This is a genomic window from Bradyrhizobium sp. Pha-3 (assembly GCF_042258325.1).
Lineage (GTDB): Bacteria > Pseudomonadota > Alphaproteobacteria > Rhizobiales > Xanthobacteraceae > Bradyrhizobium > Bradyrhizobium elkanii.
Genome location: NZ_CP170151.1, coordinates 5,284,737 through 5,302,932 on the forward strand (window position 1 = coordinate 5,284,737; position 18,196 = coordinate 5,302,932).

General features: G+C 64.9%; 18 protein-coding genes. 4 read left to right on the plus strand and 14 right to left on the minus strand.

Annotation, left to right across the window (positions count from 1 at the left end; genetic code table 11):
* Positions 1–25: 25 nt before the first annotated feature.
* Positions 26–364 (minus strand): phasin family protein, encoded by a 339-nt coding sequence (locus ACE10X_RS24915; RefSeq protein WP_016844841.1) that lies wholly within the window; start codon positions 362–364, stop codon positions 26–28.
* Positions 365–787: 423 nt separating this feature from the next.
* On the opposite strand from ACE10X_RS24915, the gene ACE10X_RS24920 reads away from it, so the two are divergent.
* Positions 788–2,581 (plus strand): D-alanyl-D-alanine carboxypeptidase, encoded by a 1,794-nt coding sequence (locus tag ACE10X_RS24920; protein ID WP_304555116.1) that lies wholly within the window; start codon positions 788–790, stop codon positions 2,579–2,581.
* A gap of 239 nt (positions 2,582–2,820) precedes the next feature.
* On the opposite strand, the gene ACE10X_RS24925 is transcribed toward ACE10X_RS24920, so the two are convergent.
* From ACE10X_RS24925 to ACE10X_RS24940, 4 genes are all read right to left on the minus strand, one after another.
* Entirely contained in the window at positions 2,821–3,540 is a 720-nt protein-coding gene (locus ACE10X_RS24925) for a DnaJ domain-containing protein (protein WP_375763008.1), read from the minus strand.
* 84 nt (positions 3,541–3,624) lie between these two features.
* Positions 3,625–4,365, minus strand: a complete 741-nt coding sequence (locus ACE10X_RS24930; RefSeq protein ID WP_038385796.1) for a hypothetical protein — start codon at positions 4,363–4,365, stop codon at positions 3,625–3,627.
* A gap of 89 nt (positions 4,366–4,454) precedes the next feature.
* Positions 4,455–5,396 (minus strand): alpha/beta hydrolase family protein, encoded by a 942-nt coding sequence (locus ACE10X_RS24935; RefSeq protein ID WP_375763009.1) that lies wholly within the window; start codon positions 5,394–5,396, stop codon positions 4,455–4,457.
* Between the two features lie 389 nt (positions 5,397–5,785).
* Complete coding sequence (locus ACE10X_RS24940; protein WP_225158842.1) at positions 5,786–6,709, minus strand: division plane positioning ATPase MipZ; 924 nt, start codon at positions 6,707–6,709, stop codon at positions 5,786–5,788.
* Between the two features lie 280 nt (positions 6,710–6,989).
* Between ACE10X_RS24940 and panC the strand changes: the two genes are divergently transcribed.
* Both panC and ACE10X_RS24950 read left to right on the plus strand, forming a co-directional pair.
* Positions 6,990–7,841, plus strand: a complete 852-nt coding sequence (gene panC, locus ACE10X_RS24945; RefSeq protein ID WP_038385798.1) for a pantoate--beta-alanine ligase — start codon at positions 6,990–6,992, stop codon at positions 7,839–7,841.
* Positions 7,842–8,075: 234 nt separating this feature from the next.
* Positions 8,076–8,714 carry a hypothetical protein gene (locus ACE10X_RS24950; RefSeq protein ID WP_375763010.1) on the plus strand — a complete coding sequence of 213 codons (639 nt, stop codon included), beginning with the start codon at positions 8,076–8,078 and terminating at the stop codon, positions 8,712–8,714.
* A 19-nt stretch (positions 8,715–8,733) separates the two neighbouring features.
* On the opposite strand, the gene ACE10X_RS24955 is transcribed toward ACE10X_RS24950, so the two are convergent.
* The 5 genes from ACE10X_RS24955 to ACE10X_RS24975 all read right to left on the minus strand — a co-directional run bounded on the left by ACE10X_RS24955 (position 8,734) and on the right by ACE10X_RS24975 (position 12,076).
* Positions 8,734–9,174 carry a DUF1489 family protein gene (locus tag ACE10X_RS24955; protein WP_038385799.1) on the minus strand — a complete coding sequence of 147 codons (441 nt, stop codon included), beginning with the start codon at positions 9,172–9,174 and terminating at the stop codon, positions 8,734–8,736.
* A 138-nt stretch (positions 9,175–9,312) separates the two neighbouring features.
* Positions 9,313–10,260: a hypothetical protein gene (locus ACE10X_RS24960; protein ID WP_038385800.1), complete on the minus strand. Its 948-nt coding sequence runs from the start codon at positions 10,258–10,260 to the stop codon at positions 9,313–9,315.
* Between the two features lie 153 nt (positions 10,261–10,413).
* Positions 10,414–10,617, minus strand: coding sequence for a hypothetical protein (locus ACE10X_RS24965; RefSeq protein WP_018272021.1), 204 nt, complete (start codon positions 10,615–10,617; stop codon positions 10,414–10,416).
* A 218-nt stretch (positions 10,618–10,835) separates the two neighbouring features.
* The gene (locus ACE10X_RS24970) at positions 10,836–11,204 is read right to left on the minus strand and encodes a YidB family protein (protein WP_028343362.1); all 369 of its coding nucleotides are present in this window, start codon (positions 11,202–11,204) and stop codon (positions 10,836–10,838) included.
* Positions 11,205–11,422: 218 nt separating this feature from the next.
* Positions 11,423–12,076: a glutathione S-transferase family protein gene (locus ACE10X_RS24975; protein ID WP_038385801.1), complete on the minus strand. Its 654-nt coding sequence runs from the start codon at positions 12,074–12,076 to the stop codon at positions 11,423–11,425.
* A gap of 119 nt (positions 12,077–12,195) precedes the next feature.
* On the opposite strand from ACE10X_RS24975, the gene ACE10X_RS24980 reads away from it, so the two are divergent.
* Positions 12,196–12,873, plus strand: coding sequence for a DUF599 domain-containing protein (locus tag ACE10X_RS24980; protein WP_028336422.1), 678 nt, complete (start codon positions 12,196–12,198; stop codon positions 12,871–12,873).
* A 13-nt stretch (positions 12,874–12,886) separates the two neighbouring features.
* Here ACE10X_RS24980 and ACE10X_RS24985 read toward each other — a convergent pair whose 3' ends face one another.
* The 4 genes from ACE10X_RS24985 to ACE10X_RS25000 form a co-directional block, all read right to left on the minus strand.
* Positions 12,887–13,786 (minus strand): hypothetical protein, encoded by a 900-nt coding sequence (locus ACE10X_RS24985; protein ID WP_038385802.1) that lies wholly within the window; start codon positions 13,784–13,786, stop codon positions 12,887–12,889.
* Between the two features lie 187 nt (positions 13,787–13,973).
* On the minus strand, positions 13,974–14,759 hold the full coding sequence (locus ACE10X_RS24990; protein ID WP_038385803.1) for an aldo/keto reductase: 786 nt from the start codon (positions 14,757–14,759) through the stop codon (positions 13,974–13,976).
* Between the two features lie 67 nt (positions 14,760–14,826).
* Entirely contained in the window at positions 14,827–16,158 is a 1,332-nt protein-coding gene (locus ACE10X_RS24995) for a cytochrome-c peroxidase (protein ID WP_038385804.1), read from the minus strand.
* A 109-nt stretch (positions 16,159–16,267) separates the two neighbouring features.
* Positions 16,268–17,971 carry a phospholipase C gene (locus ACE10X_RS25000; RefSeq protein ID WP_375763011.1) on the minus strand — a complete coding sequence of 568 codons (1,704 nt, stop codon included), beginning with the start codon at positions 17,969–17,971 and terminating at the stop codon, positions 16,268–16,270.
* Positions 17,972–18,196: the final 225 nt, after the last annotated feature.

An 18,196-nucleotide genomic window follows, 5' to 3' on the forward strand; every position in this document is an offset into this window, starting at 1 on the left:
TTTCGTTTGTCTTGGTCGGCAACGCTTACTGAGCGGCGGGCGCGAACTTGGAGACCAGGCCCTCATAGGGCTTGAAGGTCTGCTTGGCGCAGTCGCTGTACAGGCCGGCGATCTTCTGCGATTCCGCAACGAAGGTCTCGTAGGACGAGCGCAGGTACTCGGTCTGCGCCTCGAGCGCCTTGTCCAGCGACTTCACGCCCGACAGCTTCTCGACGAACGACTTGGTGTCCTCAAAGGACTTCTTGGCATAGTCGCCATAGGCGGTGGCGATGGCCTGAACGCCGCTCTGCAGGTTGTTCGCCGACGCGGTGACCGACTCGAAATGCTCTTTGCCGTAGTTCTGAATGTCTTCGATCTTGACCATGGATGGAATTCCTTTTCCCAGACTTGAAGGCGCAAATTCCCATTGCCGGGAAGCTCCCGGCCCCCTGACGCCGATAGCCATATCGCATGGCACAATAGAGTCAATGAATATTGTGCATCGCACAATCACACAGCCCCGAATCTCCGGCATTTGCGATAAACCCCGGGGGACTACGCAACGGTTGCTTAATCTTTTGGAAACTCGGTCCGCCTAACCTGATTCCCGGACTTTGTTCGCCTTCCGACAGACAGTCCCGAAAGCTGTTTGTGAACAACACCTTAGCTAGAAGAGCGACCTGAGCCGCCACGTGGGCCGATGGTTCTGTCCGAAGTGGTTTGTTGCGCAGGCAAGGATCGATGGCCGCCGGGCACAATTTCGCCTCACGAGCCAGTGATCTAGATAGAAATTGGGACGGGGAAGTAGATGCTTCGAACAACCTTGGCCTCCTCGCGGGCGCTGCGAGTTGGCGTTCTTGGGCTCGTTACCGTCACGACGGCGATCCTGATCACGAGTGATAGCGCCGAGGCGCGCCGTCACCGGCGCCACTACGCCCGTCACCACCACAGCGAGGCCGCGCGCGAAAGCTACAGCCCGCAATTCGCGTCGATCATCGTCGACGGCAACACCGGTTCGGTGCTCACCGCCACCAGTCCCGACGGTCTGCGCCACCCCGCCTCGCTGACCAAGATCATGACGCTCTATCTGCTGTTCGAGCGCCTCGATTCCGGAAAGATGAAGCTCGACACCGAAATGCCGGTGTCCGAGCACGCCTCCGAACAGGACCCGACCAAGCTCGGCCTGCGGCCCGGCTCGACCATCAAGGTCGAAGACGCCATCAAGGGCCTGGTCACCCGCTCCGCCAATGACGCCGCGGTCGTGATCGCCGAGGCGATCGGCGGCAGCGAAGACGATTTCGCCCGGATGATGACCCGCAAGGCCCGTGCGCTCGGCATGAGCCGAACCGTTTATCGCAACGCCTCCGGCCTGCCCAACGATGAGCAGGTGACGACGGCGCGCGATCAATCGACCCTCGGCCGCGCGATCCAGGACCGCTTCCCGCGCTATTACCGCTACTTCTCGACCTCGGTGTTTAACTTCCGCGGCCAATCGATCCGCAACCACAACCATCTGCTCGGCAACGTCGAGGGCGTTGACGGTATCAAGACCGGCTACACCCGCGCCTCCGGCTTCAACCTCGTGACCTCGATGCGCCGCGGCAATCGCTTCCTGGTCGGCGTGGTGCTAGGCGGCCGCAGCGGCGGCTCGCGTGACGCCATCATGCGCAACCTGCTCGCCGAGAACGTCGGTAAGGCCGCGACCACCCGCACCGCCGCCGCGATCACCGAACGCAATCCGGCCGACGCCAATGTCGAGGTCGCCGACGCGGATAATGCGCGCGCGCCGGACGCCTCGCCCATCGCGGCATCGGAGCCCGCCGCTGCAGCTGCCGCGATCCAGGCGCCGCGCCCGGCCAGCAAACCCTCGCTGATGGCGGCCGCCGCCGCCGCGCTGCCGCCGCTTCCGGCCAAGCCGGAGCCGCAGGCCAAGCCCGAGCCGGCGCCGCTGACCTCAGGCGTGATCCAGACCCAGCCGATCGCCGCGATCCCCGGCTCGGCTGAACCGATGAAGCCGGTCAAGGTGAAGACGGTGCAGGTCAAGGCCGGCCAGATCAAGCTCGCCGCGGCCGGCTCGGCGCAGTCCGCGCCTCCGATCACCAACACGATCCCCTCGCGCGGCGAAGTCCCCGAGACCTCCAATGCGATGATGGCGCGGGCCGCCGAGACCTCGAGGCCGGAAATGCCGCCGCAGCCGGCCAATTTCGGCACCGGCAACGGCATCCTCGGCGTGCTGCCGGCCTCAGCCGTGCATGCACCCGCTGCCCCGGCGCCACAGGCCGTGGCGTCGATCGAACCCGCAACCCGCAGCGTGCAGGCCGCTCCGCCGACCAGCTCAGCAAGGCCGGGCGCCGCGCATACCGGCTGGATCATCCAGGTTGGCGCGCTGGAGTCCGAGGGCGAGGCCAACAAGCGTATCGACCTGGCGCGCAGCTCGGCCCGCGGCCTGCTCAGCAAGGCGGATCCGTTCACCGAGGTGGTCGCCAAGGACAATCGCAAGCTCTATCGCGCCCGCTTTGCCGGCCTCGAGCGCGATCAGGCCGAGGCGGCCTGCAAGACGCTGAAGCGCGCCGAGATCTCCTGCATCACCGTTCGAAACTGATCGTCAGCATCTTCTGATTTCGAACGGCCGGCGCCGCAAGCGCCGGCCGTTTTGTTTTTGCCGCCGCGGAAACGGCCGGCCGTCAGAGCGCGGCGCAACCATGAAACTTCTCGTCAAGCTTTTACGGTTAAGTTTTCCCGAAAGAGCGATCGGCCACGCCGGACAGCGGCGGGCCAGACGGGGCATCAATCAGAAACGGAAGGCAGCTCTCGGCTGTGGCGTTGGTAGCGTAGCCGGAGTTAGAGATGCGTGCGAAGCAGAGTGTCCTTGGCCTCGTTCACACGGGCCGCGAGGTACGTCGAGCCCCCCTGGTCGGGATGGAGTTTCTTCATCAGGGTTCGGTGAGCCCGGCTGATGTCGTCGCGCGACGCTCCCGGCTGCAGGCCAAGGATCTGATAGGCCTCCTCGTTCGTCATTTTGCCGCCCGACGCCGCACGGCCCTGCCTCCGTGCCCGGTCGCCCTGTGCGTCCTGACGCCAGGCGGGAAAGCGGCGGTCCAGATAGCTTTCAAGTAGCGCGACGCTCTCGGCGTCGAAGCTCGGGACCATCGCCAATAGCTGCGACAGGTCGAACTCATCGAGCATGTGGCCGGCCTGCGGTCCGGCCACGATCTGGCCCCTGAGCACGCCGCTGCCGTGATCGAGGGTCATATCGAGATATTGCGAGCGCACTCGCGAGCTCTGTCCCTGGCTGCGCGAGCCGCCGAACATGCCGCCGAGATTGGGAAATCCGGTGCTTCCGAACGGCGACCAGCCGAGCAGTCCGGCGCCGAAAATGCCGAGCGGAATTGCCACCGCCAGTTCGCCCCGCACGCCGGTAAAGGCCGCGACCGCCAGCGCGAGCACCCCGCCGCCGATCTTGATCGCGCGCGCAAGCACGGCGGGATTGGCCGCACGAAACATCTGCAGCGCGGAATAAAGGACGACAACGGCGACGACACCAGCGATCAGGGTTGGCATATCCGGAATATAGGCGGCCCGGCGGCAAAAAGCATGCGAAGCTTCGTCTCACCGGCGTCAGGCGGAGCCTGACGCGACGCGGCGCTATTTCATCTGGCCGATCAGCTTCGCCGCACCGCTCGCGGTCTTGGCCAGCTGCAGCAGCGCCTCGCGGCCGCCGGCGGCATAGGCTGCGGCGGCACGCAGCAATTCGCGGAGCTGCGCGGCCGCGCCGGGATCGAACCTGCACCATGCCCCGCCGGTCAGCCGCGCGATCTCGCGAAACGTCTGCTCGGCGGTCGCATCCCTGCCCTCCTGGAACATGAAGACCGGCACCTTGAGCAGGCCGAGCTCGCCGGCTTTGGCGCAGAGATCGTCGGCACTCTCCTCCATCGCGTCGCCGACGAACACCAGCGCGCGCACCCCGGCCTCGACTGCTTCGCGACGCGTCTCGGACAGCACCTTGCCGATCTGGGTGTTGCCGCCCTGGCAATCGATCTTGCTCATCAGCCGCGCGAGCTGCGCGCTGTCGGAGATCCAGCCCGACGCACGGCATTCATTGAAGCCGCGATAATAGACGAGGCGGATATCGAGACTGCCGAGCGCGCCGGCCTCGCGGAACATGTCCGCCTGCAGCGTGCACGCCATGTCCCATGTCGGCTGCCGGCTCATCGTGGCGTCGAGCGCGAACACCAGCCTGCCGCGCGCGCCGGCGCGATGCGGCGACATCGCCCGCGCTTTGGCGACGAATGCCGCGATGTCGTTCGCGCTGGATGTCGGCACGCCAGGCGCATGGGCCGGGCGTACATCGCTTCCGGATGTCGGTTTGATCGTCTTGCCGGCCATCAGCGCTTGCCTCGTACAGCAAACACTATGTGGGCCGCGGCAGCGGATTGGTCAACGTGACGGGCCAGCCTGGGTGCCGTGCCGCCCGGTCAATTCGTGACCGACGGATCCTTCTTCGTCTCGGTCTTGGTCAGCGAGAGCGACTTCTTGAGCTTGTCGGTCAAGGTCTGAGGTTTCTCGACCGGCACGTAGAGCGAGACGGGACCGGGCTCCAGAATCTTCGGCGGCGCATTCCTGGTGTCGACCGGCGCGACAGCGCTGTCGGTGTCGGCCAGGAATTTATCGAGCATGGCCTGGATCGAGTCCTTGGCCTTCTCGGGCCCAGTGTCACGCATGTCATTGTGTTGGAAGTTGGTGTTCACCACGGTGATGCCGGCCTTCTCGCACTCGTCGGCATCGGGAACGACACCCGGATCCGGCTTGAACTGCGAATCGTGAGACCGGAATGAAAGAATCTTGAACTTGCCGTCGGTCATGAACGGCACGCGCAGATTGTCCAGCGTCACCACCTTCTTGATCTCGTCCGGATACTGCTTGGCGAAATACAGCGCGATGTCGCCGCCATTGGAATGGCCGACCATCGTCAGCTTGCTGTAGTCCGCGTTCGGCTGGCGCTTCTTCATCTCCTCGATCGCGAACTTGATGTTGGTGATACCGCGCTGGTACTGCGGCAGGCGGCCGACATAGAGCTCGCCGACCTTGGTCACCATCGGTCCGTCCGACGGCAGGTCGTTCTGAATGCTGATGGTCAGATAGCCGCGCGCCGCGAACACGTTCGCGAGGAAGGAATATTCGGTGAATTTGACGGTATTGCCATGATTGAGGATCGCAACCGGCAGCGTGATCATGCCAGCGTCGGCCTGCATCTCCTTGTCGAAGCGCACGGCAACGTCGACCGCGACCGGCCGCTCATCGCGCGTCGGATCCTTGAACATGAGAGTTTCGTGACGGATCGCCCACTTGCTCGCGGTGAAATAGGCCGCCGTGATCACCACGGAGAGAGAAAGCAGAACGAGAATTCCACGCTTCATGACGTCCTCGAGGTGCCCGCCTTTTCAGGGCTATTCTTGGCCGGAGACTCTTCGGCCTCCTTTTGAGAATATAAGTCACAGCGCTGTGACAGGAAGTCTAAAAGTTGGGACTTCGCAGCACGTTCATTGTGCGGTGCACACAACCTTTGTGCATTCGCTTCTGGCGCCATGACTCTGCGGCACGATAATACCTCAAGACCAGCCGACGGGGAGCGGGAACGCGGCTAGCTTGGGAAAACCGGATCTGGCCAGCTTTGTTCCGGCATATTGGCGACGGAGTGGCCGAAAACCCCGCAAGACTACCGTGCTTCTGCACGGTCCAGGAAGTGACTATCGTCACCTGCTGCGCGCCTGCCGCCTGGAACCTGCCCCAGGGAGTGCCCGGCGGACTAGCTGCCGATGATGTCGTCGACTTCCAGCGGCTTGTCGACCTGGCTGAACCATTCGGCCCGGTTGGCGGCCCGGCGGCGGCCGCGCTCGTCGAGCGGCAGCTTGAGCTGGCGCAGCAGGCTCATCACCTCCTCGCGGGCGGTGACGTGACCGAGGCTCGGGCGGGTGCCGAGCGTCGCCTCGTCGATGTCGTCGAGCGCCGTCAGCCCGCGCGGGAAGAATTCGCGATAGACCACCCGCTCGGCAAAGCCGTCGACCGCACGGAACCCGAGCCGCAGCGACAGCTGTTTCAAGCCGTCGGCCACCAGCTGCTTGTTGCGCGAGCCGAGCATCGACAGCCGGTTGCGCACCACGATCCAGTCGGTCGAGGCGCCATCGAGCTGGCGGCGCTTGCGTCTGGTGTCGCGCACCATCTCCGCATAATGGCTCTCGCCGGTCACCGCATAGGTCGCGGGATCGACGGTGCCGAGCACGTCGAAATCGAGGAAGCTGTCGTTGATCGGGGTCACCAAAGTGTCGGCCATCGAATGCGCGAGCCGCATCAGGTAGCTGTCCGCGCCCGGGGTATCGATGACGATGAAATCATAGGCGCGTTCCACCGCGCTCACCGCGGCCATGAACTGCTGGAATTCCGCGTTCTCGTTCTCCTCGATCTGCATCGTCTCGCCGTACTTGATGCAGTGGTGTGCCGGGAGCTCGAGGTCGAGCCCGGTGCGTCGCGCCCAGGCCTGGCGATTGCTGATGTAGCGGGTGAAGCTCTGCTGGCGGCAGTCGAGATCGATGCTGGCGACGCGTTGCCCGGCCTTCAGCAGCGCGACGGCGATATGCAGGGCGGTGGTCGACTTTCCCGATCCACCCTTCTCGTTGCCCAGCACGATGACATGTGCGGAGCCGGATTGACCCTGACGAGCCTGCACCAACATGATTCAAATCCCCGCAATGATCTTCAAAGCGAGCGCCGCTGCGGTCAAGTGAAATGCATCGCTGCGACAGGAAATCGATTGCGGCCGGGCTGATGAATCGATCAAGCAAGACTGCTGCGTCGATCGGCGGCTTTGATCCGCGCACGTTCGAGGTCGTGTAAGGCTTATCGGCCGGTTTGCCGATCGTGGTTCGGACTTGGTAAGCTGCGTGACCTGCCGAACGCCAACCCGTCCCGCCCAGATTCGTTCCCACCCGGATTGCCCCACGAGCCGAGACCAGATGCCGAGAAATCCCACCGTCGTCCGTACCGTCCCCGCCCTTCGTCGCGCCGTCGACACCCTGCGCGCCAAGAAGGCCACCGTCGCGCTGGTCCCAACCATGGGAGCGCTCCATGACGGCCATGTGTCGCTGGTGCGCCTCGCCAAGCGCCGCGCCAAGCGGGTCGTCGTCTCGATCTTCGTCAACCCGACCCAGTTTGCGCCGACCGAAGATTTCGGCTCCTATCCGCGCACCTGGAAAGCCGACGTCGCCAAGCTCGCCGCCGAGGGCGTCGACCTGATCTGGCATCCCGAGCTGAAGGCGATGTACCCGGACGGCTTCGCCACCAGGATCGTGCCGGAGGGGCCGGCCACCGCCGGGCTCGAGGATCGCTTCCGGCCGCATTTCTTCGGCGGCGTCGCCACCGTGGTCGGCAAGCTCTTCACCCAGGTCCGGCCCGACGTCGCGATCTTCGGCGAGAAGGACTTTCAGCAGCTCCGGGTCGTCACCCAGATGGCCGCGGACCTCGACCTCGGCGTCAAGGTGATCGGATCCAAAACGGTGCGCGAGCGCGACGGTCTCGCGATGTCGTCACGCAACATCTACCTCTCGCCGGAGGAGCGGCGCGCCGCCCCCGAGCTTCATCGGGTGATGAAGGAGACGGCCGGCCGCCTGCGCGCCGGCGAGGATATCGCGACCGCAATGGCCGACGGGGCGGCGGCGATCACCAGGGCCGGCTTCGTGCTCGATTATCTCGAAGTGCGCCACGCCGCCTCGCTGGCGCCGATCGGCTCGCTGAAGGACGGCCCGATGCGGATGCTGGTGGCGGCAAAGCTCGGCAGCACGCGTCTGATCGACAACATCCCGGTCTGAAGCAGGATCCGGAAAGTGTGATGCGGTTCATGCGCAAACGAGGTGCGAGCCTGTAATGAGGGCTCGGCCTCATCTGCGCGGCCCGACGCGTGGATGATCGCGCCTTTCAGAGGCGATCGGAATGAGCGGTTATTTCAGGCAAGACATTGCTTTCGGCATCGCGCTCGTCGCCGCAGGCCTGGCGCAGGCGCAGACCCGGCCGCCGGTCGGGGGGTCAATTCGGCGCCCGGCGCGATGATCTTCTATGTTGCGCATGGTGCGCCCGATGCCTGCGGCCCGGGCTGCGCGGACTGGATCGCCGCCGAGGGCGCCGTGCAGTGGGATACCTACAAGCGCCTGCTGACGATCCTCGACCGGCAGAACGGCCGCAAGCTGCCGGTGGTGATCAACGTCAGGGGGAATTCCAACCTCAACGTCGCCTCCAGCCTCGGCCGCATCCTGCGCGATCGCGGCATCGATGCCGCGGTCGCAGCGACCGAGGTCGAGGCCTGCACCGGAAAATCCGAGGAGGAATGTTTCGCGCTCAAGCGGCCCGGCGGCCCGCTCGATGCGAAGGAGAAGCTGTCCGGCGTCGCCTGCGATTTCGCCTGCCTGCTGGTGCTGTCGGGCGGCGTGCATCGCAGCCTGCCGGAGGGCAGCCGCGTGGTGCTGAGCGGCATGGCGATCCACAACCGGCTCGCGCCCAACGTCTCGGCCGAGCACCGCGAGAGCCTGACCTCAATCTTCACCGACCAGTTCCGACGCTATCTTGGCGAGATGGGGATCGATCACGAACTGCTCGACGTCGCCGTCAGCAATGCGGGCGGCGGCCGCTATGTCGAGGTCCCGGCCTCAGAATGGGCTCGGCTGCATCTCGTGACACAGCCGCAGTAGTTCGCGGCAGCCATCGCGCTCAGAGCAAGCCGAGGTCGCGCAACTCGCGGCGCATCGGCTCGGGCATCGATGCCACGCTGGCCGCGCTCGACTTGGTGAGATCGGCCGGCGCGGAGTCCGCAGTCAGGTAGCGCCAGCCCTGGAACGGCCGCATCGGCCGCGGCGAGACCGCGATCACCTTGGGCTGCATCACCAGCCGGCAGCGTCCGATGCCGTCCTTGTCGCGGAACGGCTCGATGGCAATGATCTTCTCGCGCGCGGCGATCTCGCCGCGGATCACCCAATAGAGCGAGCCGCCGGCAAGGATCTCCTCCTCGCGCTTCGGCGTCATCCGCGTGACGTGGACGTGACGGAGCGGCAGGCCCTTTTTCTTCGCGGTCGCCATCCGTTCGGCAACCCAGCCCTTGAGTTCCTTGACGGAGTCGCAACCGACGGCGAGCTTGATGAGATGAAGCGGCATGTGCCGGATGTAGCGGCCGGCGCGCGCTTTGAAAAGGGAGCGCTCTCCGCGGCGGTGGATATCGGGACTTGAGCGTTTTTCGAGCGAAGCGAAGCCGGAACAGTGCAGTGACGGCGGCTCAAGCCGCCGTCATCACGCTCATTGTTCGTTCGCAGCCGCCGGTGCGCTGGCGGCGGCAGGAGGCGGCGCTGGCGCGGCCGGGGCCGGCGCGATCTGGACCGGGCGCTTCGCCGCCGGCGGACGCTTCGGGGCTGCGGCGGGCGGCGCGGCGGCGCGCGCGGCCGGCGCTGGTGCGGCGGCGGCCGGCTTTGCCGGCTCGGGCGTCATGATGCTGACCGGCGGCGTGTTCGCCGAGCTCGGAAACTCCGCATTGGTCGGCTTGCCGGTGGGCAATGACTGCGGCAGCGCCGCGACCAGGCCGGAGGCAGCCGATGCCTGGGCGCCGGCCGGCGCGTTCCACGACCCTGCGTAGCGCGTGATCAGGTTCTCGTAGGTCCGCTCGTTCATGTTGGCGATGATCTGATGGTTGTCGCCGAGCGAGCGGAACGCGGGGCACGCGGTCGGCGTGCAGTGGTCGCGCGCCATCAGCGCATAGGCGACCAGGCCATAGCGGTCATGCTCGATGGCGCGGCGCAGCGCCTGCAACTCGGTGGTCGAATTGCGCTCGGCGGTCGCGAGGTCGCCCAGCGCAGTCAGGCGCGAGACCTGCGCCGCCGCATAGCTCACCGCCGCTGCCGCCGTATCCGATGAACCGAACAGCACCTTCTCGCAGGCGTTGAGAACGGCGTCTCCGGCGAGGTCGTCGACGCAGGCCAACGCCGGCACCGTCTGGCTGGCCAGTTGCGCCGTCCGCGTCTCGGCCGGCGCCGCCTGCCCGCCCGGGCCGAAGCCACGGATCGTCGCGGCGACCGCAACCGCGATCGACAGCAGCGTGATCACGGTCAGCGCGCCGTTGGCGACGGATTTTTCCGCACGCAGCAGCGTGACCAGAACGACGATCCCAAAGAACCCCGCGGCGGCCAGCGTCAACCACATCGGGAAGGTCGGTGAGCGCCAGATCTGATCCAGCGAGGAAGCCCAGTTCATGCGCGATGTCCCTCAACGCAGCGTAAGCACAATCGGCGACGGCGAACGCCGCCACCCCGACGTCCAACCTTCAGCACAATGGGTCTGCGAACAGGGCCTTTTGACGGCGGCGGTGCGGAACCCGCTCCAGCCGCCGGCTTGCGCACAACTCCTTCAGGACAGCGCGAGCTGACTCTCCTTGGCCACCCGTTCGAAAGCTTCGGTCGAGCTCTTGATGCGATACTGGCAGTCGTCACCGTCGGTCGGCAGCAGCCGGATCACTTGATAGGTGCCGCTCGCGGCGGGGCGCGCCACGTTGCTGGCCGTGAAATAGACGGTCTCGCCAATCGAGTACTTATGCTTCAACGCCCTCTCCATTTTCTTAGAGATTGCTGGCTGAGCTGACAGTCCCGCTAGCTCAGGCCGGCATTTTGAGAACCCTGCGGCAAGCTAGCACATCGCACCTCCCCAAATCCAGCAAGATTGGGGCATAGCGAAGGTGCAATTTTTGCAGGTTTTTCAGGGTGATAGACAGCAATTTGCGTGCCAGCCGGAAATTGCGCGCCCAGCCCCGCTGGAACCCTGATTCCAGCCGCTCAGGCGGTGTGCGGCAGCTTGCCGCCCGGGCTCGCGCCGTCGACCGCAGCCGGAAGTTGCTGGGCGAGCACCTTGGACAGCTGGTCCACCGGAATGTTGAATTTGGCGGCGAGCTGCTTGACCGTGTCGCTGCCGAGCACCTGCTGGAGCTGCTCGGCCGTGATCGGCAGGTTCTGACCGGTACCGATCCAGGATTTGACCTGCTCGCCGAGTCCGGCCTGCTCGAGCTTGGCGACGATCGCGGACAAGCCGCCCTGCCCGCCATTGCCCAAGACCTCGCCGAGCACGACCGGGATCACCGCCGCGCCAAGCTGGCCAAGCATGCCTTTCAGCTCCGGCGAATTCTCCAGGGAATCGAGAATGCCCATGGTCTAAGTCCTTTCACGACTTGCAAAACCAGCCTTTCCGGATTCGACGCCTCCAACCCCGCGGCGTCAAGCCGCGATCTTTGCGACCGCTGTCACAATTCGGAAGCGCATGGAGCGTTTTCGAGCGAAGTGGATACCGGTTCGCGTGAAGAAAACGCGTCGAAACAAAAATCTGAAGCTTCGGTTCTGATTCAATCAGGACCGAAGCTTCAGGACCGTCAGGCATCCTCGAATCGGGCGATCCGCAGCGTCTCGGCAGTGCCGTCGCGGGTCCATTCGGCAAACGCCGGCAGCGCCATCATGGCATCGACATAGTGCTGCGCCTCGGCCTCCACCGGGATCGCGTAGGTGCGGAAACGATGCACCACGGGCGCATACATCGCGTCCGCCGCAGAGAATGCGCCGAACAGGAACGGACCCTGCTTGCCGTAGCGCGCATGGCAATCAGCCCAGATCTCCTGGATCCGCGCCACGTTGGCGCGCGCATCATCGGAGAGCGCGACGGCGCGGATTGGCCGGTGCAGGTTCATGCCGCATTCGTTGCGCAGCGGCATGAAGCCGGAATGCATCTCCGCCGAGATCGCGCGGGCATGCGCGCGCGCGGCGCGATCCGCAGGCCAGAGCTTCGCCTCGGGAAATCTCTCGGCGAGATATTCGATGATCGCCAGCGAATCCCACACCGTGACGTCGCCATCGATCAGTGTCGGCACCTTGCCGGCCTTGCTGAACGAGAGAATGCGGTCCTTGTCGGTCTGGTCCGTGTAGAGCGGAATGAAGACCTCTTCGAACGGGATGTTGTTGGCGCGCAACGCCAGCCAGGGCCGCATCGACCATGACGAATAGTTCTTGTTGCCGATGACGAGCTTGAGCATGTCCGGGAATCCTGTTGCCACGGTAGTTTGCCATAGTGCATTGCACGCGTTCAACCTGTACATGACGCGGATGCGGCCCGGCGCGGCCAGTCAGCCGCGCGCTCACGAAGGAAGGCAACATGACTGGCTATTGGACCGACATCCTGGCCGTCGGCTTCTTTGCGCTGGAATGGCTGGTCTATACCATCACGCTGGAGCACACCGCGTATGGGCGCGACAGCCTGTCGGCGCGGATGCATGTCTATCGCGAGATCTGGGTGCGGAATCTGCTCAACCGCGACGCACGGATGGTCGACATGCAGATCATGGCCAGCTTGCAGAACGGCACCGCGTTCTTTGCCTCCACCAGCCTGATCGCGATCGGCGGCGGGCTGGCGCTGTTGCGCGCCACCAATGACGCGCTCGCCGTGCTCGGCGCGCTGCCGGTCAACCTCACGCCCTCGCCCGCTTTGTGGGAGGTCAAGTGCATCGGGCTGATCCTGATCTTCATCTACACCTTCTTCAAATTCGCCTGGGCCTATCGCCTGTTCAACTATGTGGCGATCCTGTTCGGCGCGATGCCGCCGGCCGACCAGCGCGATACGCCGGAGGCGGAGGCCCATGTGATCCGCACCACGCGGCTGTTCGAGACGGCGGGCCGGCACTTCAACCGCGGCCAGCGCGCGTTCTTCTTCGCGCTCGGCTATCTCGGCTGGTTCGTCAGCCCCTGGGTGCTGTTCGTCACCACAGCCGCGGTGGTGATCGTGATCTGGCGCCGGCAGTTCGCCTCGAATGCCTGGCAGGCGATGGGAAGCTGAAGCTTGCCTCGGCTCACGACGCGAAATCGCGCGGGCTGAAATCGAGGTCGAGCACCTTCCATTCGCCGTAGCGATCCCGCGGCAGCATCGCATAGGGCTGGCAGGCCTGCAGCGCCTCGGTCGCGCTCTTGAGCAGCAGCGGCCCCTTTTCCGAGGCGGTGGCCTCGATCAGCACCGGCTGCGCGGCGAGCTTGCCGTCGGGCTTCATGAACACCCTGAGCTTGATCTTGACGTCGTCGCCCGTGCTCAGCGTCGGCGGGAGTTTCAGGCAGGTCTTCAGGTGACGGCGGAATTCGGCGACCACGCTCGAGCCGACGTCAGCCTGCTCGGTGGCGGCTGCGTCGAAATTGTCCCTGCCGGGTCCGGGGCCGGACGGCGCGCTGGCGGGCGGCTTCACGGAGATGTCGGGCGGCAGGCCGAGCATGACATTGTATTTGACCGAAAGATCAGGCTCGGGTTGCGCATAGGCAGGCGACGACGCTGCCGCCTGTTGCTGCGCCGTTGGCTGGGGCATCGGTGGCGTTGGCGGCGCGGGCGGCGGCTCGGCCGCGGCACGTTGCGGCGCCGGGCTGGGCTTGGGCGCCGGCGGCGTCGGCTGCTTCTGCGGCGGCTGCTGTGGCGCGTTCTGCTGTGGCGCGGGCGCCTGCGCCGATGGTTCGGGCTTGGCTGAATCCACCGGCTTGTCGAGCGACGGCAACTGCAGTTCGGGCGTCGGCGACGGGCTCGGTGCCGGTTCGGGCTTGGTCTCGACCTCGGACCTGGCGACCTCCTGCGGCGTCACGATCTCGACCGGCACCGTATCAGCGGCGACGGGATCGAACTGATGGACCTCCGAATAAAGGAAAATCAGCGCGAGCAGCATCAGGTGCACGAACACCGACGCCATCAGATCCGCGTTTGGCCGAAACTTCATCCCACTCGATCACGTCAGTGATGTCTCTCCCCGCCGGCTATAATACCGGCCGGAACCCGCCTGCCTCAATCCCCATTCGGTCCAAAGCTGCAATCGGCCAGCGGGGCATTAGCATGATTGGGATCACGGCCCAGCCATTTTTCCGAAACTTGATGTTCAGGCCGTGCCCCATGCGCCACGGGGCTCATCATCGCGCGTCAGCGCTGCCCAATGCCGAAATCTCGCGCATGTCCTCATCCGACAACTCGAAATCGAAGATGCCGATATTTTCCTGAAGACGTTCGAGCTTCGAGGTGCGCGGGATCGCGGAGACATTCTGTTGCACCAGCCAGCGCAGGCAGACCTGGGCAGCGCTCTTGCGATAGCGGTCGCCGATCCGCGCCAGCGCGCGGTCGCCCTTGACCCGCCCCTTCGCGATCGGGCTGTAGGCAACGAACGCCATGCCGCGGCGTCGACAGGCCTCGATCACATCGGCCTGGTCGAGATAAGGATGGTATTCGACCTGGTCGCAGGCGAGCGGCTCGGGGCATGTCGCCACCGCCTCCTCGATCAGCGCCGCGTTGAAGTTGGAGACGCCGATATGCCGCGCCAGGCCCGCCTGCCTGACCCGCGCCAGCGCGCCGAGCGTCTCGGCAAGCGGCACCTGCGGATTGGGCCAGTGCAGCAGCAACAGATCGACCTCGGTCAGGCGCAGCCGCGCCAGGCTCTCCTTGGCGGCGCGTTCGAGATCCTTCGCCATGAAATGCGTGGTCCAGATCTTGGTGGTCACGAACACGTCGTCGCGCTTGACGCCGGAGGCACGCAGCCCCTCGCCGACCTCGCGCTCATTGTCGTAGATCTCCGCGGTGTCGATGTGGCGATAGCCGAGCCGCAACGCCTGCTCGACGATGCGCGCGCAGGTCCGCCCGCGCAGCTCCCATGTGCCGAGCCCGATTGCCGGGATCCTGGCACCGTTGCCTTCGACGACATTCATGCAGCCATTATGCGCGCATGACGAAGCGCTGCCAACTCACAGTGCGGTTCCGCGGTGTCGCGACGTCTCACCGCTCCGGCTGGTAACCGTCGGTCAACGTCTTCAGGAAGGCGATGATGTCGGCCTCATCCTGCGCCGTCATCGCGGGCGTGTCGCCGAGATGGCGCTCGAACGGCGGATCGCTGACGTCGACATTGCCGTGATACTTTTCCGGCAGGTCATCGTACTTGCGCACCGTGCCGTCGGCGCCGCGCGGAAAGACCTTCTCCGGATTGGTATCGCGGAAGTTATAGAAGTCGAGCACCTGCTCGAGGCTCGTGAAGACGCCGTTGTGGAAGAACACGCGACGCTTCGCCGTGTTGCGCAAGGTCGGCGTCAGAAACATCCCGCAATATTGCGTCTGCTCGGCAATGTCGGTGCGGTACGGACCGCAAACCCCGAGATCGAAATGGTCGAGATCGCGGTTGCTGACGAGCGCGGCGTTGCGCGGCGCGCCGAGCGCCTCATATTGATGATCGGTGAACAGCGGCGGCAGACCGTCCCGGGTCGGCTGCGACGTATGGCAGCCGCCGCAATTGGCCTTGTCCGGATCGTTGAACAATTGCAGGCCGCGCAACTCGCTCTCGTCCAATCGCGCCTTGCCCTCCAGCCAGTAGTCGAACTTGCTCGTGTAGGGATGGAAGCTCGGCTCCTCCACCTGATAACGCGCGACGGCAAACATCGCCTCCGCGACCAGCAGCCGCGTGTTGTCGAAGACACCGGCGCCGAACAGCTCGGCGAAGCGCGGCGCGTAACTCGCCTGGCGCAGCTTCTGCGCTACGATTTCGATACTGCCGCCGTCCATCTCGTTGGGATCGAGCAGCGGGAAGATCGCCTGGTCCTGCAGCGTATCGGCGCGGCCGTCCCAGAACAGTCCGCCCTGCGGCACGATATTGACTGCTGAGGCGGCAGTCCCGGTCGCCACTTTCCTGGCGCGCGCGGCCTGCTGGCCGAGCGCGGCCAGTTGCGCGAAGTCGACGACATTGTCGTCTTCGTCCTTTTCCGGCCCGATGCTGAAATTCGGCTGCCGGTCGAGATAGGTCAGGCCCGGCACGGCGCGCGTCCCTTGCCGGGATTGCGCGGGCCCGCCGAGCATCACCGGCCCATCATTGGGTGGCCCGTAGGCATGGTCCGGACTGTGACAGGACGCGCATGACAATCCGCCCGAAGAGGACAGCGACGCGTCGAAGAAGATCTTCTGACCGAGCAGCGCCATCGCGGACAGCGGGGCGACCGGCGGACGCCTGAGCTGCACCGGGTTCGGATTGGTCCCCGGAAGTCCCTGCGTCTCGGCGGCCGCAACAGTGCCGGCCATGCACAGCAGGCCGGCGCCGAGAAGCCACAAGGTGCGGCCGTTCATGTCATATCCAGTGTCGTTAAGCGTTTTCGCGCGAACTGGAGACCAGTTCGCGCGAGCAGAACGCGTCAGGGCGGAGCTTCGGTTCTGATTGGATCAGAACCGAAGGGCGTTAGTGGTGATGGTGATCATCCGGCGGGCTGACGATGACCGTGCCGGCGGTCGGATCGAGGAACAGCGTGTCCTGCCGGTACTCGTGGTCCTGGCCGTGGCCGCGCTCGAAGTCGAACATGTCAGCGATCGATTCGACGCTGTCGTCGAACGCGCCGCCGCCAAGACGCTGGCCGTGCAGCCAGTTGTCCTCGATGAAGCGCACCACGGACGCCTGCGAGATGCGGGTGTGGCTGACGTAGTTGCGCTTGGCGAAGGGCGAGATCACCAGGAACGGGACGCGCGTGCCGGGACCGCAGCGGCCGTTCACCGGCTGGCCGTTGAGGCCGTTCGGCTGCGTCTGCTTGCCGATACCGCGGCCGCACCGGCCGGGGCCGTTGACCTGGTCGGCGGTCGGATCATACGAGGCGCTGATCGGCGCAAGGTACTGGTGGTCGTACCAGCCGTCGGAGTCGTCATAGGTGATGATGACGGCGGTCTCGCCCCATTCCTTCTGCTTCTGCAGGAAGTTGATCAGCTCGACATTGCCGGCCTGCTCGTCGAGCGGATCGGAGTTGCCGGGATGGCCGTCCTGATAGGCCGGCATCTTGATGTAGGAGACGGCCGGGAAGTTGCCGGCCTTCACCGAAGCGTAGAAGTCCTCGAGATCGTAGGCGTGATTGGCCGGATCGAGCGTCTTGCTGCCGGGCACATAGGTGTGTCCGACCGCATTCACCGAGCTCGGCCGCGCATGGGTCGGATTGGCCGTCGACTTGTAGTATTGGAACCAGGCGTGGTGCGGGATGTAGTCCACGACGGTGCCGTTGACGTTGCTCGAGAACGTGCTGCGGCCGCAGTAGGTGGTGCCGTTGCTGTTCTTGAGCGTCAGGTCGAAGCCGCCCATGAAGCTGCCCCAGCTGATCTGCTCGGCATTGAGCAGGTCGCCGATGTTCTTGCTGGTCATCAGGACCTGGCTGGTCGTGCTCGAGCAGGCATCGTAGGCAGGGTCGGTATCACCGATCAGCGTCAGACCACCCTTGCCGTCGGCGATCGACGATGACGAGCCGACGATGTTCTGCGCACCGTTGGTCTGGCCGGCAACCACTTCGAGCGCGCCGGGCGTCGACGGACCAAAGGTGTCGGTCCAGTTGTTGTCGCTCATCGCGAAGTTCTGGGCGTAATTCCAGAACGCGGTGACGGTGTTGCCGTCGAAATAGCCCATCACCTGCCCGTTGGTGCCGAAGGCGCCGACACCGCCGGCGGTGCCGCGACCGGTGAATTTCGGAAACAGGTCTTCCTTGCCGTTGTCGACCGCCTGCTGCTCGGGCGTATAGGCGTGGTTCTGCGACTTGGTGTTGGCCTGGGTGCGGTCGAGGCGGAACGGATTGGTCGCGCCAGTGCCGTTCGCCGGGTTGGTGTTCGGGTTGTTGGTCAACAGATTGGCGCTGGCGAGGTTGTTGACCTTCGGCGTATGCGGCTTCGCCGTGAACGGGATCGAGCCGGTCGGGTTGGTCGCAACCGGGTAAGTTGCGAAGTAGTGATCGAACGAGCGGTTCTCGTTGAAAATGACGACGAGATGCTTGATCGGCGTTTGGGTGTGGGTGTCGTGCGGATGATGATCGTGGCCGTTATTGCCTTTGTTGTCGTCCTGAGCGGCGGCGCTGCACATCACCGCAGCGGCAGCAACCAGACAGACTCCGACCGTCGAAAGAAATTTGGCTTTCACCGTAGTGCCCCTCTTATTTTTAAGGATTTATGACGTCGACCTGCGACAAGTTATCCACCACCGATGACAGCGCTGTGTCGGTCGAATGAATGCGACGAACGATGATGCGCGCTCATGTCCGCATCGGTTGCAGCAGATATCGGGGGCCCAATCTTTGCGCGCATAGCGGACGTCACGCCTCTGACGCGAGCGGCTATCCGTAGACGCGGCTTCGGTCAGAAGACA

Coding starts and splice junctions, on each gene's coding strand:
- ACE10X_RS24915 (WP_016844841.1), bottom strand. CDS start 364: ATGGTCAAGATCGAAGACATTCAGAACTACGGCAAAGAGCATTTCGAG.
- ACE10X_RS24920 (WP_304555116.1), top strand. CDS start 788: ATGCTTCGAACAACCTTGGCCTCCTCGCGGGCGCTGCGAGTTGGCGTT.
- ACE10X_RS24925 (WP_375763008.1), bottom strand. CDS start 3,540: ATGCCAACCCTGATCGCTGGTGTCGTCGCCGTTGTCGTCCTTTATTCC.
- ACE10X_RS24930 (WP_038385796.1), bottom strand. CDS start 4,365: ATGGCCGGCAAGACGATCAAACCGACATCCGGAAGCGATGTACGCCCG.
- ACE10X_RS24935 (WP_375763009.1), bottom strand. CDS start 5,396: ATGAAGCGTGGAATTCTCGTTCTGCTTTCTCTCTCCGTGGTGATCACG.
- ACE10X_RS24940 (WP_225158842.1), bottom strand. CDS start 6,709: ATGTTGGTGCAGGCTCGTCAGGGTCAATCCGGCTCCGCACATGTCATC.
- panC (WP_038385798.1), top strand. CDS start 6,990: ATGCCGAGAAATCCCACCGTCGTCCGTACCGTCCCCGCCCTTCGTCGC.
- ACE10X_RS24950 (WP_375763010.1), top strand. CDS start 8,076: ATGATCTTCTATGTTGCGCATGGTGCGCCCGATGCCTGCGGCCCGGGC.
- ACE10X_RS24955 (WP_038385799.1), bottom strand. CDS start 9,174: ATGCCGCTTCATCTCATCAAGCTCGCCGTCGGTTGCGACTCCGTCAAG.
- ACE10X_RS24960 (WP_038385800.1), bottom strand. CDS start 10,260: ATGAACTGGGCTTCCTCGCTGGATCAGATCTGGCGCTCACCGACCTTC.
- ACE10X_RS24965 (WP_018272021.1), bottom strand. CDS start 10,617: ATGGAGAGGGCGTTGAAGCATAAGTACTCGATTGGCGAGACCGTCTAT.
- ACE10X_RS24970 (WP_028343362.1), bottom strand. CDS start 11,204: ATGGGCATTCTCGATTCCCTGGAGAATTCGCCGGAGCTGAAAGGCATG.
- ACE10X_RS24975 (WP_038385801.1), bottom strand. CDS start 12,076: ATGCTCAAGCTCGTCATCGGCAACAAGAACTATTCGTCATGGTCGATG.
- ACE10X_RS24980 (WP_028336422.1), top strand. CDS start 12,196: ATGACTGGCTATTGGACCGACATCCTGGCCGTCGGCTTCTTTGCGCTG.
- ACE10X_RS24985 (WP_038385802.1), bottom strand. CDS start 13,786: ATGAAGTTTCGGCCAAACGCGGATCTGATGGCGTCGGTGTTCGTGCAC.
- ACE10X_RS24990 (WP_038385803.1), bottom strand. CDS start 14,759: ATGAATGTCGTCGAAGGCAACGGTGCCAGGATCCCGGCAATCGGGCTC.
- ACE10X_RS24995 (WP_038385804.1), bottom strand. CDS start 16,158: ATGAACGGCCGCACCTTGTGGCTTCTCGGCGCCGGCCTGCTGTGCATG.